This is a genomic window from Streptomyces sp. NPDC019937 (assembly GCF_040631655.1).
In the GTDB taxonomy this organism is placed as follows: domain Bacteria; phylum Actinomycetota; class Actinomycetes; order Streptomycetales; family Streptomycetaceae; genus Streptomyces.
Genome location: NZ_JBEYAL010000003.1, coordinates 135,426 through 149,521, shown reverse-complemented (window position 1 = coordinate 149,521; position 14,096 = coordinate 135,426). Strand labels below are relative to the sequence as shown.

Annotated in this window: 13 protein-coding genes; 12 read left to right on the top strand and 1 reads right to left on the bottom strand. The window is 71.8% G+C overall.

Annotation, left to right across the window (positions count from 1 at the left end):
* Positions 1 to 19: 19 nt before the first annotated feature.
* The 10 genes from ABZ562_RS03925 (at position 20) to ABZ562_RS03880 (ending at position 8,797) form a co-directional block, all read left to right on the top strand.
* Positions 20 to 955 carry a DUF2520 domain-containing protein gene (locus ABZ562_RS03925; protein ID WP_361473627.1) on the top strand — a complete coding sequence of 312 codons (936 nt, stop codon included), beginning with the start codon at positions 20 to 22 and terminating at the stop codon, positions 953 to 955.
* Entirely contained in the window at positions 952 to 1,929 is a 978-nt protein-coding gene (panC, locus tag ABZ562_RS03920; protein ID WP_361473624.1) for a pantoate--beta-alanine ligase, read from the top strand. Before ABZ562_RS03925 ends, panC begins: the two co-directional genes overlap by 4 nt.
* 62 nt (positions 1,930 to 1,991) lie before the next feature.
* A complete protein-coding gene (locus tag ABZ562_RS03915) occupies positions 1,992 to 3,722 on the top strand; it encodes an L-aspartate oxidase (RefSeq protein WP_361474029.1) in 1,731 nt (576 codons plus the stop codon).
* A gap of 41 nt (positions 3,723 to 3,763) precedes the next feature.
* Positions 3,764 to 4,774: a carboxylating nicotinate-nucleotide diphosphorylase gene (gene nadC / locus ABZ562_RS03910; protein WP_361474026.1), complete on the top strand. Its 1,011-nt coding sequence runs from the start codon at positions 3,764 to 3,766 to the stop codon at positions 4,772 to 4,774.
* A gap of 84 nt (positions 4,775 to 4,858) precedes the next feature.
* On the top strand, positions 4,859 to 5,656 hold the full coding sequence (locus tag ABZ562_RS03905; protein WP_055546476.1) for a type III pantothenate kinase: 798 nt from the start codon (positions 4,859 to 4,861) through the stop codon (positions 5,654 to 5,656).
* A gap of 403 nt (positions 5,657 to 6,059) precedes the next feature.
* The gene (locus tag ABZ562_RS03900; protein WP_361473621.1) at positions 6,060 to 6,935 is read left to right on the top strand and encodes a hypothetical protein; all 876 of its coding nucleotides are present in this window, start codon (positions 6,060 to 6,062) and stop codon (positions 6,933 to 6,935) included.
* 34 nt (positions 6,936 to 6,969) lie between these two features.
* Complete coding sequence (locus tag ABZ562_RS03895; RefSeq protein WP_361473619.1) at positions 6,970 to 7,164, top strand: hypothetical protein; 195 nt, start codon at positions 6,970 to 6,972, stop codon at positions 7,162 to 7,164.
* 56 nt (positions 7,165 to 7,220) lie between these two features.
* Positions 7,221 to 7,697: a BlaI/MecI/CopY family transcriptional regulator gene (locus ABZ562_RS03890; RefSeq protein WP_361473616.1), complete on the top strand. Its 477-nt coding sequence runs from the start codon at positions 7,221 to 7,223 to the stop codon at positions 7,695 to 7,697.
* Between the two features lie 22 nt (positions 7,698 to 7,719).
* Positions 7,720 to 8,241 (top strand): amino-acid N-acetyltransferase, encoded by a 522-nt coding sequence (locus ABZ562_RS03885; protein WP_055546482.1) that lies wholly within the window; start codon positions 7,720 to 7,722, stop codon positions 8,239 to 8,241.
* A gap of 220 nt (positions 8,242 to 8,461) precedes the next feature.
* A complete protein-coding gene (locus ABZ562_RS03880; protein WP_361473612.1) occupies positions 8,462 to 8,797 on the top strand; it encodes an Lsr2 family protein in 336 nt (111 codons plus the stop codon).
* 5 nt (positions 8,798 to 8,802) lie between these two features.
* Here ABZ562_RS03880 and ABZ562_RS03875 read toward each other — a convergent pair whose 3' ends face one another.
* The gene (locus tag ABZ562_RS03875; protein WP_361473609.1) at positions 8,803 to 9,432 is read right to left on the bottom strand and encodes an SCO3374 family protein; all 630 of its coding nucleotides are present in this window, start codon (positions 9,430 to 9,432) and stop codon (positions 8,803 to 8,805) included.
* Positions 9,433 to 9,908: 476 nt separating this feature from the next.
* On the opposite strand from ABZ562_RS03875, the gene ABZ562_RS03870 reads away from it, so the two are divergent.
* Both ABZ562_RS03870 and ABZ562_RS03865 read left to right on the top strand, forming a co-directional pair.
* Positions 9,909 to 12,431, top strand: coding sequence for an ATP-dependent Clp protease ATP-binding subunit (locus ABZ562_RS03870; RefSeq protein WP_055546488.1), 2,523 nt, complete (start codon positions 9,909 to 9,911; stop codon positions 12,429 to 12,431).
* A gap of 473 nt (positions 12,432 to 12,904) precedes the next feature.
* Complete coding sequence (locus tag ABZ562_RS03865; RefSeq protein WP_361473606.1) at positions 12,905 to 14,089, top strand: macrolide family glycosyltransferase; 1,185 nt, start codon at positions 12,905 to 12,907, stop codon at positions 14,087 to 14,089.
* Positions 14,090 to 14,096: the final 7 nt, after the last annotated feature.

Genomic DNA, 14,096 nt, shown 5'->3' with positions numbered 1-14,096 from the left:
AACGGAAGGCCGCAGTCGCGTGAACGCACATCCACTTCCCGAGCCACAAGACCGCCCGGCCCGGCTCACCGTCGGCGTCGTCGGCGCCGGTCGCGTCGGCCCGGCGCTCGCCGCCTCGCTGCGGCTGGCCGGGCACCGGCCCGTCGCCGCCTCCGGCGTCTCCGACGCCTCCGTGAGCCGGGCCGCCGCCCTGCTCCCCGAGGTCCCGATCGTCCCGCCCGCCGAGGTGCTGGCGCGGGCCGAGCTGGTGCTGCTCACCGTCCCCGACGACGCCCTGCCCGAGCTGGTCGCGGGCCTCGCCGAGACCGGCGCGGTGCGCCCCGGCCAGTTGCTGGTGCACACCTCAGGACGCTATGGCACCGGCGTGCTGGAGCCCGCCCTGCGGGCCGGTGCGCTGCCGCTCGCGCTGCACCCCGTGATGACCTTCACCGGCACCCCGGTCGACGTCCAGCGGCTCGCGGGCTGCTCCTTCGGCGTCACCGCCCCCGAGGAGCTGCGGCTCGCGGCCGAGGCGCTGGTCATCGAGATGGGCGGCGAGCCCGAGTGGGTCGCCGAGGAGTCCCGTCCGCTGTATCACGCGGCCCTCGCCATCGGCGCCAACCACCTGGTCACCCTGGTCGCCCAGGCCATGGAGCTGCTGCGCGCCTCCGGGGTCGAGGCGCCCGACCGGATGCTCGGCCCGCTGCTCGGCGCCGCCCTGGACAACTCGCTGCGCAGCGGCGACGCCGCGCTCACCGGCCCGGTCGCGCGCGGCGACGCGGGCACGGTCGCCGCGCACGTCCAAGAGCTGCGGCGGCACGCGCCGCAGACCGTCGCCGGATATCTCGCGATGGCCCGGGCCACGGCGGACCGGGCGCTCGCGCACGGGATGCTCAAGCCGGAGCTGGCGGAGAACCTGCTGGGCGTTCTGTCGGATGTCTCGGATGCCCGGGGCCGGGGAGGAGCGGAATCGTGAGCCCGAAGCTGTGGACCAAGCCGAGCCCCGGTGAGCCGGACGTCGAGCTGTTCGCGCGCCGCGCGGACTTCGACGCGGCGCTGGCGCACTTCGCCGCGCCGGGGCGTATGGCCGTCGTCATGACCATGGGCGCGCTGCACGACGGGCACGCCTCGCTGATCCGCGCCGCGCGCGACCGGGTCGGCGCCAAGGGTCTCGTCACCGTCACCGTCTTCGTCAACCCGCTGCAGTTCGGCGCGGGCGAGGACCTGGACCGCTATCCGCGCACGCTCGACGCCGACCTGGAGGTCGCGGCCGCCGCCGGCGCGGACATCGTCTTCGCCCCCTCGGCCGAGGAGGTGTACGGCGGCGGCGAGCCGCGGATACGGATGGCCGCCGGGGCCATGGGCGAGGGGTACGAGGGCGCCTCCCGGCCCGGCCACTTCGACGGGGTGCTCACCGTCGTCGCCAAGCTGCTCCACCTCACCCGCCCGGACTTCGCCTTCTTCGGCGAGAAGGACGCGCAGCAGCTGGTGCTGGTCCGCCGGATGGTGCGGGACCTGGACTTCCCGGTGGAGATCGTCGGCGTCCCCACGGTCCGGGAGGGCGACGGGCTCGCGCTCTCCAGCCGTAACCGCTACCTGTCGGCGCCGGAGCGGGACACCGCGCTGGCCCTGTCCCGCGCGCTGTTCGCGGGGCGTGACGCGGGGCTGCTGGCGGCGCGGGGCGCCGGGGGCACCGGAGGCGGCGATACGGACGGCCTCGTCCGGGTCGGCTCGCCCGGCGCGGTGCGGGCCGCGGCGCGCGCGGTGCTGGAGGAGGCGGCCCTCCTCGAACCACCCCTCGCCCTCGACTACCTGGACCTGATCGACCCGGAGAGCTTCACCGAGGCGCCCGATGACCACACCGGCGAGGCCGTCCTGGCCGTCGCCGCCAAGGTCGGCTCCACGCGGCTGATCGACAACATCCGGCTGCGGTTCGGAGCGGACGCGTGAGCGGGCCGACGACCGCGCCGTCCGCCGCCACGACCCCGGCCACCACGACCCCGGCCGCCGCCCTGCGCGCCCCCGCGCCCGGCTGGGCCACCGAGGCCGACGTCGTGGTCGTGGGCTCGGGCGTCGCGGGCCTGACCGTGGCGCTGCGCTGCGCCGCCGCCGGGGCGAAGGTCACAGTCGTCACCAAGGCCCGCCTCGACGACGGCTCCACGCGCTGGGCCCAGGGCGGCATAGCCGCCGCCCTCGGCGAGGGCGACACCCCCGAGCAGCACCTCGACGACACGCTCGTCGCGGGCGCCGGGCTGTGCGACGAGCGGGCCGTGCGGATGCTGGTCACCGAAGGCCCCGACGCGGTCCGCCGCCTCATCGGCACCGGCGCCCGGTTCGACGCCGACGACGACACCGGCGAGATCCTGCTGACCCGCGAGGGCGGCCACCACCGCCGCCGCATCGCCCACGCGGGCGGCGACGCGACGGGTGCGGAGATCTCCCGCGCCCTGGTCGACGCGGTGCGCGCGGCCGGCATCGACACCGTCGAGAACGCCCTCGTGCTCGACCTCCTCAAGGACGCCTCCGGCCGCGCCGCGGGCGTCACCCTGCACGTCATGGGCGAGGGCGCGCGGGACGGCGTGGGCGCGGTCCACGCGGGCGCCGTCGTCCTCGCGACCGGCGGCATGGGCCAGGTCTTCTCCGCCACCACCAACCCCGCCGTCTCCACGGGCGACGGCGTCGCCCTCGCGCTGCGCGCCGGGGCGGAGGTGAGCGATCTGGAGTTCGTCCAGTTCCACCCCACGGTGCTGTGGCTTGGCCCGGAGGCCGAGGGGCAGCAGCCGCTGGTCTCCGAGGCGGTGCGGGGCGAGGGCGCCCATCTGGTGGACGCGGACGGCGTGCGCTTCATGATGGGGCAGCATGAGCTGGCCGAGCTGGCGCCCCGCGACATCGTCGCCAAGGGCATCACGCGGCGGATGCTGGAGCAGGGCACCGAGCACATGTACCTGGACGCCCGGCACTTCGGCGCCCGGATGTGGGAGCACCGCTTCCCGACCATCCTGGCCGCCTGCCGGGCCCACGGCATCGACCCGGTCACCCAGCCGATCCCGGTGGCCCCCGCCGCGCACTACGCCAGCGGCGGGGTGTGGACGGACCTGCGGGGCCGCACCACGGTGCCGGGGCTGTACGCGTGCGGGGAGACGGCCTGCACGGGCGTGCACGGCGCGAACCGGCTGGCGTCCAACTCGCTGCTGGAGGGCCTGGTCTTCGCCGAGCGCATCGCGGCGGACATCGCCGAGCGCGACCCGGCGGACATCGCCGGCCCTGCCCGCATACCGGACCCCGCACCCCGGGACACGGCCGCCCCCGGGGCGGGACAGGGCGGGGGAGGGCCCCTGCTCGCCCCCGAGGCCCGGTACGCCGTCCAGCGCATCATGACCGCCGGCGCCGGAGTCCTCCGCTCCGCGACCAGCCTCGCCCACGCCGCCGGGCAGCTGGACCGCGTCCGGGACGACGCCGTCGAGACGCTGCGCCGCGACGGCAAGACGGCCGAGCCCGGCGTCGAGACCTGGGAGGCGACGAACCTCCTCCTCGTGGCCCGGGTCCTGGTGGCCGCCGCGCTCCGGCGCGAGGAGACCCGAGGCTGCCACTGGCGGGAGGACCGCCCCGACCGGGACGACGCGGCCTGGCGGCGGCACCTCCTGGTCACCCTCGGCCCCGACGGCTCGCTCGACGTCCGTACGACGGACTCCGCGGCGTTCCCCTCACCCACCACCCGATCCGAGACGGAGTCCCACCCGTGAGCAGCACCTCCGACGACCGCCAGCAGAGTCCCCCGCAGCCCGTGGCCCTTCCGCTGCTCCAGATCGGCGGCCCGGTCGGCGGCGAGGTCGGCGGCTGCGGCAGCGCCTGCGGCTGTGGCAGCGGCGCCGACGACGACGGCGCGTACGGGCTCGACCCGATGGAGTGCGGCCTCGACCCCGACCTGGCCCAGCTGCTGGACGCGGCCGGACTCGACCCCGTCCAGGTCGAGGACATCGCGCACATGGCGATCGAGGAGGACCTCGACCAGGGCGTGGACGTGACGACCGTCGCCACCGTCCCCGAGGACGCCTTCGCCACCGGCGACTTCACGGCCCGTGAGGCGGGCACCGTGGCCGGGCTGCGCATCGCCGAGGCGATCCTGTCCGTCGTCTGTACGGACGAGTTCGAAGTGGAGCGGCATGTGGAGGACGGCGACCGGGTCGAGCCCGGCCAGAAGCTGCTGAGCGTCCGCACCCGCACCCGCGACCTGCTCACCGGCGAGCGCAGCGCGCTCAACCTGCTCTGCCGTCTCTCCGGCATCGCGACCGCGACCCGCGCCTGGGCCGACGCCCTGGAGGGGACGAAGACGAAGGTCCGCGACACCCGGAAGACGACGCCGGGGCTGCGCGCGCTGGAGAAGTACGCGGTGCGCTGCGGCGGCGGCGTCAACCACCGCATGTCGCTGTCGGACGCGGCGCTCGTCAAGGACAACCACGTGGTCGCGGCGGGCGGCGTGGCCCAGGCGTTCAACGCCGTACGGGACGAGTTCCCGGACCTGCCGATCGAGGTGGAGGTCGACACCCTGGACCAGATCCCGCCGGTCCTGGATGCGGGCGCCGATCTGATCCTGCTGGACAACTTCACCCCGGAGCGCACCCGCGAGGCGGTCGCCCTGGTCGCGGGCCGGGCCGCGCTGGAGTCCTCGGGCCGCCTGACGCTCGCCAACGCCCGTGCGTACGCCGAGACGGGCGTCGACTACCTGGCGGTCGGCGCGCTCACCCACTCGTCCCCGATCCTCGACATCGGCCTGGACCTGCGCGACGCGGGGTGACTGAACCATGCTGCTGACCATCGCCCCGCCCACCACCCCAGAACTCGCCCTCTGCGGTGAGGCCGACCGGAAGCGGTGTCGCCCATGCTGCTGACCATCGACGTCGGGAACACGCACACCGTCCTCGGCCTCTTCGACGGGGAGGAGATCGTCGAGCACTGGCGGATCTCCACCGACGCCCGCCGCACCGCCGACGAACTGGCCGTGCTGCTGCAGGGGCTGATGGGGATGCATCCGCTGCTCGGCGAGGAGCTGGGGGACGGCATCGAGGGCATCTCGATCTGCTCCACCGTCCCCTCCGTCCTGCACGAGCTGCGCGAGGTCACCCGCCGCTACTACGGCGATGTGCCGTCCGTGCTGGTGGAGCCGGGCGTGAAGACCGGCGTGCCGATCCTGATGGACAACCCGAAGGAGGTCGGCGCCGACCGGATCATCAACGCCCTGGCCGCCGTCGAGCTGTACGAGGGCCCGTGCGTGGTCGTCGACTTCGGCACCGCGACCACCTTCGACGCGGTCAGCTCGCGCGGCGAGTACGTAGGCGGGGTGATCGCGCCCGGTATCGAGATCTCGGTCGAGGCGCTGGGCGTGCGCGGCGCGCAGCTGCGCAAGATCGAGCTGGCCCGGCCGCGCAGCGTGATCGGCAAGAACACGGTCGAGGCCATGCAGTCCGGCATCCTGTACGGCTTCGCGGGTCAGGTCGACGGGATCGTCCGGCGCATGGCGCGCGAGCTGGCCGAGGACCCCGAGGACGTGACGGTGATCGCCACCGGCGGTCTGGCCCCGATGGTGCTGGGCGAGGCCTCGGTCATCGACGAGCATGAGCCCTGGCTCACGCTCATCGGGCTGCGGCTGGTCTACGAGCGCAACGTCGCGCGCGGCTGATCGGCGCCGATCGGGCCGTTCGGCGCCCGATCGCGCCGAAAAGACCGTTCACCTGCGAACTCGGCGGTATTGGCGGCATTACGAAACGAATTCCGCGCGGTGTTCGTCGCGGTGTTCCTCGCACGGTTCATCGCACTGTCCATTCGGCGGGGCGGCGCGGAGGGCACTCCACCGACTGCCGAGGCGCAGTCGAGGAATGCCGTCCCGTCGAATTCGGGATCGACAAGCGGAACCCGCCCGGCCGCCCCCGATCCCGCCCGTCCGGCCTCCGGACGGCCTCCGCGGGCTCCGCCGCCGCGGCGGACCCGCGACCCGGCTCCCACCGCCGAATGGCCGCCCCCGCAACGCGCCGCACCGCCCGCCGCTCAGCGAAATTTGTCCGCTTAGCACTTAAAGTCCTCCCATGCCCACGCCCTATGGATCCCGCGGCGGAATGGCGTTCAGTGCGGATGAGCTGCGTGTGCTCCGACGCGCCCTCGCCATCGCCCTCCAACCCGAACCCGTCACTCCCCCCGGCCCTCTCGGCCCGGACCGGGCGGAGGAGGTCCAGGACTGTTACCGGCTCGCCGAGGCCGTGGACGAGGCGGTCCGCGAGGGCGGGCGGCTGCGAGCGTTCCTGCTCGACGAGCTGGCCCGCTACCGCGCCGCCCTCCCCGGTGCCGCCGTCGGCTATCTGGGGCAGCTCGAGGGCGCCCTGGCCGCCGGTTACGAGCCGCTCCCGGAGGACCTGGCAGCGCTGCGGACGCTGTGCCGGGCCACCGCGTCGGACGGCGAGGCCGAGCGCCGCCGCGCGCTGCTGAGCCACTGCGAGCGCCTGGCCGAGCGCTGCGTACGCGCCCGGCTCGCGACGCGTGCCGTGCCCTCCGCGCCGGCCGGCTCCAGCCCCCCGGAGGTCCGGCTGCGCGCCCTGCCGGGCGGCGTCGGAGCCGCCCGGGGAGCAGCCGTGCCCCGGGGAGTGCCCGGGCCGCTGCTGAAGGACGAGGAGCCGAAGCAGGAGCCGCGCAAGAAGCCCACCCCCGCCCCCGACCGCGGCGACCGCGAGGAGCCGAAGCGGCGGGAGCCGGGCCGGGGCACCCCGCGGCGCCCGCAGCGGCCGGTGCCGACGCCCGCCGAGGTCTTCCCGCCCAAGCGCCGCCGCCCCTCCCCGCCGCCGGACCACGAGTCCCGCCTCGGCCCCGGCCCGAGGCCCGGCGTCAGGCCCAACGCCAGGCCCGGCGTCAGGCCCAACGCCAGGCCCGGCGTCAGGCCCGGCGCGGGGGCCGACGCGGGCGCCGCGTAATCTGGGGGCATCGAGCAAAAGGAGGCCGATAGCCATGGATTACGTCTCCGCGCTGGTTCCGCCCCTGGTGATGGCCGTGGCCTTCACCTTTCTGATCGTCACGATGATCAAGAGCCAGGGTGGCGCCAACAAGGCGAAGGAGGACCACCTCGTGGACGCGGCGATCGCCCGCGCCGAGGCGGACCGCACGGCACCGGCCGGTCAGGCGCCGGTCGACGACGCGTCCTGACACGGGCCCCAGGCCGCCCCCGCTTCGCCACCCCTTCTTCACCGCCACGCCCCGGGATGCGCCCGCATCCCGGGGCGTGCGGCCTTTCGGCGCCCACATCCCCCGACATTCGGTACATCTCCCACTATTATTCACATGTGCCTCGGCCATTGGGAGAGCTCGAAGACGCGGTCATGACGCGGGTGTGGAAGTGGAACCGCCCGGTCACGGTCCGAGAAGTGCTGGAAGACCTTCAACGAGAACGCTCGATCGCCTACACGACGGTCATGACCGTAATGGACAACCTCCATCACAAGGGCTGGCTCCGCAGGGAGGTGCAAGGCCGCGCCTATCGATATGCCGCGGTCTCCACCAGGGCCGCCTACTCGGCCGCACTGATGAACGAAGCGTGGTCGACCAGTGACAACCCGGCGGCGGCCCTCGTCGCGTTCTTCGGGATGATGTCCGAAGAGCAGCGAGATGCACTGCGGGATGCCATGCGGGTCGCACAACTCGGTGAGCCCGGGGAGAGCCCCGGTGAGTCGGAGCGATGAGCCGGGGCGATAGCGTCCGGCCATGTCCTCTGCACTATCAAAAGTAGTCACCGTCCGCCGCGCCCGGACCAGCGATGTACGAGCGGTGCGCCGGCTCATCGACTCCTACGTGAGCGATCGCATCCTGCTCGACAAAGCCACGGTGACCCTTTACGAGGACATCCAGGAGTTCTGGGTCGCGGAGCGGGACGAGGACGCTGAGGTCATTGGCTGCGGCGCACTCCACGTCATGTGGGAAGACCTCGCGGAGGTTCGTACTCTCGCGGTGGATCCCGCTTCGAAGGGGAGTGGTGTAGGCCACCTGGTGCTCGACAAGCTGTTGCAGACGGCGCGCTGGCTCGGCGTCCGGCGCATTTTCTGCCTCACCTTCGAAGTCGACTTCTTCACCAAGCACGGCTTCGTGGAGATCGGCGAGACGCCGGTCGACGGGGATGTCTACAGCGAGCTGCTGCGTTCCTATGACGAGGGCGTCGCCGAGTTCCTGGGTCTCGAACGGGTGAAGCCGAACACCCTTGGCAACAGCCGGATGCTTCTGCAACTGTGATCGCGGGCCCTATGTCCGAATCGCGCCCCTATCACATAGCTCCGGAACAGTGGGTTCCATCAGCCTTCCCGCATGGTCGATCGGTCGAACCTTCCCGGAGGGTTTGTGTTTTTCCGGGAAAAGCGGTTTCCTATTCTCCCGTAGTGTAATTACCTGGGGGGTGTGACATCAGCGGCTAAGGCCGCGCCCCGAGCCCCCCGTTTTCCCTGAAAGGAACCCCATGGCACAGAAGGTTCAGGTCCTTCTTGTCGACGACCTCGACGGCGGCGAGGCGGACGAGACCGTGACGTTCGCGCTGGACGGCAAGAGCTACGAGATCGACCTCAACACGGCCAACGCGGACAAGCTCCGTGACGCCCTGGAGCCGTTCACCAAGGGTGGCCGTCGCACCGGTGGCCGGGCCTCCGGTGGCCGCGGCAAGGCGCGTGCGGCGTCGGGCAGCGGTCAGGACACCGCGAAGATCCGCGCCTGGGCGAAGGAGAACGGCTACGAGGTCAACGACCGCGGCCGCGTTCCGGCGACCGTTCGCGAGGCGTACGAGAAGGCCAACGGCTGAGCACGTCACCCTTTCCCGGCTCGCCGCTGTCTGGGCAGTGGCCGGGCGCGCAGCAACCGGGCTCGGTGGCACTCCGTGGCCGCCGCACCCACGAGCCGCACGAGGTCGGGGGCGTCCCCATCGCCCCCGAAGGCTGTCACCGGCAGCGTCGGCTCCACCCCGCCCCCCGGCTCGGGAGGCCGCAGCCATACGGCGGCCTCCTGCGGGCACCGCTCACCGGGCGCCTGGGGCGTCCCGGGTTCTCCGGGCGGAGGCCACGAGGCGGAGGGACACGGAGCGGTGATCCGGCCGCCGGCGCCGAGTGCGGTCAGATCCAGCGGAATCCCGCCCCACTCCAGCCAGTCGAGCAGCCCCGGCAGCTCGTCGGCGCTGCCCGCGGCCACCAGCAGCCGCATCCAGGGGCCCTCCACCGCGACCGGACCGGTCCGCGGTACGCGCCGCAGCAGCGCGAATCCGGCGACGGCCGGCAGCTCCAGTACGTCGAATGCCACCCCCGTGAGCAGCTCGACGGGACCGCTGCCGGTCGTCGGCCACCCCAGCTCCCGCTCGTACCACCGCGCACACCCCGATGCCCCCGGACCGGGGGCCGAGCGGTCCTGTGAGCGGCCGGACGGCGCCGCGGCGGTGGAGATCATGCCCAGAGCAACTGTCTCCCCGGCCGAAGGTTACGTCCCGCCGTGTACGTCGCGTGGCCGAACCGGCGCGCGGCGTGACCGGGCGGGGGGCTGCAGGGGTGGTGAACCGGCGCAAGGTTGTTCGCCCGTAGCGGAGGGAACCGGCCCGTGCGGCATGGAGTGTCCGTGCTTGCGGGTAAGACATCCCTAGTGGGAGGGGCGGTCCGCGAGTCGGGAGAAAGGGGCGTTCGCCATCGGCGTAGTGACGGTGGGCGTATATGCCTGGCCTGCGGGAACATCGTCTCGCACCATCGGGTTGGAGCAGTTGTCGGCTGTTCGGGCAGGAGGCCATCTGCTGTGAGCCCTGTGAGAGTGGGGCCGATCCGGACGGTTGTCGGCAGTTGGAATGAGCTGTCCCGGGTTGCGGGACTAGCATGCGGAAGGACAGGGAGGGGATCGTCCCCGATCTTTCTGACCGCTCTGAGGAGCGATTAACGATGTTCGAGAGGTTCACCGACCGCGCGCGGCGGGTTGTCGTCCTGGCTCAGGAAGAAGCCCGGATGCTCAACCACAACTACATCGGCACCGAACACATTCTCCTGGGCCTGATCCACGAGGGTGAGGGTGTCGCCGCTAAGGCCCTGGAGAGCCTCGGGATTTCGCTCGAGGCGGTCCGCCAGCAGGTGGAGGAGATCATCGGTCAGGGCCAGCAGGCCCCGTCCGGGCACATCCCCTTCACCCCCCGTGCCAAGAAGGTGCTGGAGCTGTCGCTCCGCGAAGCCCTTCAGCTCGGTCACAACTACATCGGTACGGAGCACATCCTGCTCGGCCTGATCCGCGAGGGCGAGGGCGTCGCCGCCCAGGTCCTCGTGAAGCTGGGCGCCGATCTGAACCGGGTGCGGCAGCAGGTCATCCAGCTGCTCTCCGGCTACCAGGGCAAGGAAGCCGCCACGGCCGGCGGCCCGGCGGAGGGCACGCCCTCCACCTCGCTCGTCCTGGACCAGTTCGGCCGCAACCTGACGCAGGCCGCCCGCGAATCCAAGCTCGACCCGGTCATCGGGCGCGAGAAGGAGATCGAGCGGGTCATGCAGGTGCTCTCGCGCCGCACCAAGAACAACCCGGTCCTCATCGGCGAGCCCGGCGTCGGCAAGACGGCGGTCGTCGAGGGACTGGCCCAGGCCATCGTCAAGGGCGAGGTGCCCGAGACCCTCAAGGACAAGCACCTCTACACCCTGGACCTGGGCGCCCTGGTCGCCGGCTCCCGCTACCGCGGCGACTTCGAGGAGCGCCTGAAGAAGGTCCTCAAGGAGATCCGCACCCGCGGCGACATCATCCTGTTCATCGACGAGCTCCACACCCTGGTGGGTGCGGGCGCCGCCGAGGGCGCGATCGATGCCGCGAGCATCCTCAAGCCGATGCTGGCGCGGGGCGAGCTGCAGACCATCGGCGCGACGACGCTCGACGAGTACCGCAAGTACCTGGAGAAGGACGCGGCCCTTGAGCGCCGCTTCCAGCCCATCCAGGTCGCCGAGCCGTCGCTGCCGCACACCATCGAGATCCTCAAGGGCCTGCGGGACCGTTACGAGGCGCACCACCGCGTCTCGATCACGGACTCGGCCCTGGTCGCTGCCGCCACCCTGGCCGACCGCTACATCTCGGACCGCTTCCTGCCGGACAAGGCGATCGACCTGATCGACGAGGCCGGTTCCCGGATGCGGATCCGCCGGATGACCGCGCCGCCGGACCTGCGCGAGTTCGACGAGAAGATCGCCGACGTGCGCCGGGAGAAGGAGTCCGCGATCGACTCGCAGGACTTCGAGATGGCCGCGGGCCTGCGCGACAAGGAGAAGCAGCTCCTGGCCGCGAAGGCGAAGCGGGAGAAGGAGTGGAAGGCCGGCGACATGGATGTCGTCGCCGAGGTCGACGAGGAGCTGATCGCCGAGGTCCTGGCCACGGCCACCGGCATCCCGGTCTTCAAGCTCACCGAGGAGGAGTCCTCCCGGCTGCTGCGCATGGAGGACGAGCTGCACAAGCGCGTCATCGGCCAGAAGGACGCCATCAAGGCGCTCTCCCAGGCCATCCGGCGCACGCGTGCGGGCCTCAAGGACCCCAAGCGCCCCGGCGGCTCGTTCATCTTCGCGGGCCCGTCCGGTGTCGGTAAGACCGAGCTGAGCAAGACTCTCGCCGAGTTCCTCTTCGGCGACGAGGACGCGATGATCTCGCTCGACATGTCGGAGTTCAGCGAGAAGCACACCGTCTCGCGGCTCTTCGGCTCCCCGCCCGGATACGTGGGCTACGAGGAGGGCGGCCAGCTCACCGAGAAGGTGCGCCGCAAGCCGTTCTCCGTGGTCCTCTTCGACGAGGTCGAGAAGGCCCACCCGGACATCTTCAACTCGCTGCTGCAGATCCTGGAGGACGGTCGGCTGACCGACTCCCAGGGCCGGGTCGTGGACTTCAAGAACACGGTGATCATCATGACCACCAACCTCGGCACCCGGGACATCTCCAAGGGCTTCAACCTGGGCTTCGCCGCCCAGGGCGATGTGAAGACCGGCTACGAGCGGATGAAGGCCAAGGTCAACGAGGAGCTGAAGCAGCACTTCCGCCCCGAGTTCCTGAACCGTGTCGACGACACCGTCGTCTTCCACCAGCTCACCGAGGAAGACATCATCCAGATCGTCGACCTCATGGTCACCAAGGTGGACGAGCGGCTCAAGGACCGCGACATGGGCATCGAGCTCAGCGGTGACGCCAAGAAGCTGCTCGCCAAGCGGGGCTACGACCCCGTGCTGGGCGCCCGGCCGCTGCGCCGGACGATTCAGCGGGAAATCGAGGACGTGCTCTCGGAGAAGATTCTCTTCGGCGAGCTGCGTCCGGGCCACATCGTGGTCGTGGACACCGAGGGCGAGGGTGAGGAGAAGAAGTTCACCTTCCGCGGCGAGGAGAAGTCCGCGCTGCCGGACACCCCGCCGATCGAGTCCGCCGCCGGTGGTGGCCCGAACCTGAGCAAGGACGCGTAAGCGTCACCTTGTGAGCGGCTGAGGGGCCGCTGGACCGTTTCGATACGGTCCGGCGGCCCCTTTGTCGTATGCGCCATTCCGATCACTTCGAAAGGCGCATGCGATAAAGCGCCGTCGGCCACCGGGAAAGGGAAACGACCGGCGTTATGCGGCGCGTTTCGGCCGCGTGGCGGAACGCGCGGCTTCCGGCGCCCGTGGCCTTTGGGGGCGACGGCCCGCCGGGAGAGGGGGGAGAACGGGCGGCCCGTCGCAGGGGTGACCCTATGGCCGGGCGCTGAGCGGGCGCTTATGGCGGGCTGAGCCGGGAGGAAAATCAGTCCGCCGGGCGAACGGTCGACGGTAGGGTGCGCGCATGGACTCATTCCGTCAGATCTACGGCTGACACGCCGCTTCCTCCGGCACACCGGCGAAGATCGCCGCTGTGCCGGTCCGTCGTGTCCATTTCGCCGCAGACCTGAATCGAGTGATCTCTCATGTCACGACCGTCCCGTCGCCGTGCCCATATCGCGATGGTCGGCATTCCCGCCATCAGCCACACCCTTCCCAGCCTCGAGGTGATCCGGGAGCTGGTGGCGCGCGGTCACCGCGTGACGTACGCCAACGACTCCTACCTGGCGGATGTCATCGAGCCGACCGGTGCCGAGCTGGTGCCGTACGACTCGACCCTGCCCGTCGCACACCACGACTGGCCCGAGGGCCCCATCGCCCAGATGACCGTCTTCCTGGACGACGCGATCCAGGCGTTGCCGCAGCTGCGTGCCGCGTACGACGACGACCCGGCCGATCTGTACCTGTACGACATCGGCGCGTACGCCGGGCGCGCGCTCGCCGAGCGGCAGGGGCGCCCGGCCGTGCAGCTGTCCCCGACGTTCGTCGCCTGGGAGGGCTACGAACAGGAGGTCGCGGCGCACATCATGGCGCTGCCGGGGGCCGACGGGTACCAGACGAAGTTCGCCGCGTGGCTGGCCGGCTGCGGGGCGGTGACCACCGATGTGAACGCCTTCTGCGGCCCGCCCGGGCGGGCGGTCGCGCTGATCCCCCGGGCCATGCAGCCGAACGCCGACCGGGTCGACGAGAAGGTGGTGACGTTCGTCGGACCCTGTCTCGGCGACCGCGCCGACCAGGGCCGGTGGGAGCGCCCCGCGGGCGCCGAGCGGGTGCTGCTGGTCTCGCTGGGTTCGGCCTTCACCCGGCAGCCCGACTTCTACCGCGCGTGCCTGGCCGCCTTCGGGGATCTGCCCGGCTGGCACGTCGTGCTGCAGATCGGCCGCCACGTCGACCCGGCCGAGCTGGGGGAGATCCCGGGCAATGTGGACGTGCGTTCCTGGGTACCGCAGTTGGCGATCCTGAAGCAGGCCGACGCGTTCGTCACCCACGCGGGGATGGGCAGCAGCGGTGAGGGTCTGTACTGCGGGCTGCCCATGATCGCCGTACCGCAGGCGTCCGAGCAGCCGATGAACGCCGACCGGCTCGTGGAGCTGGGCGTGGCCCGCCGTGTCGACACGGCGGACGCGACCGCCGAGGTGCTGCGTGCCGCTCTGCTCGACCTGACCACGGACGAGGCGGTGGCCCGGCGGGTGGCCGAGGTGCGTGATCAGGCGCGGGCCGAGGGCGGCACGGCGCGGGCCGCGGACCTGATCGAGGAGATGCTGAGCTGAGGTTCTG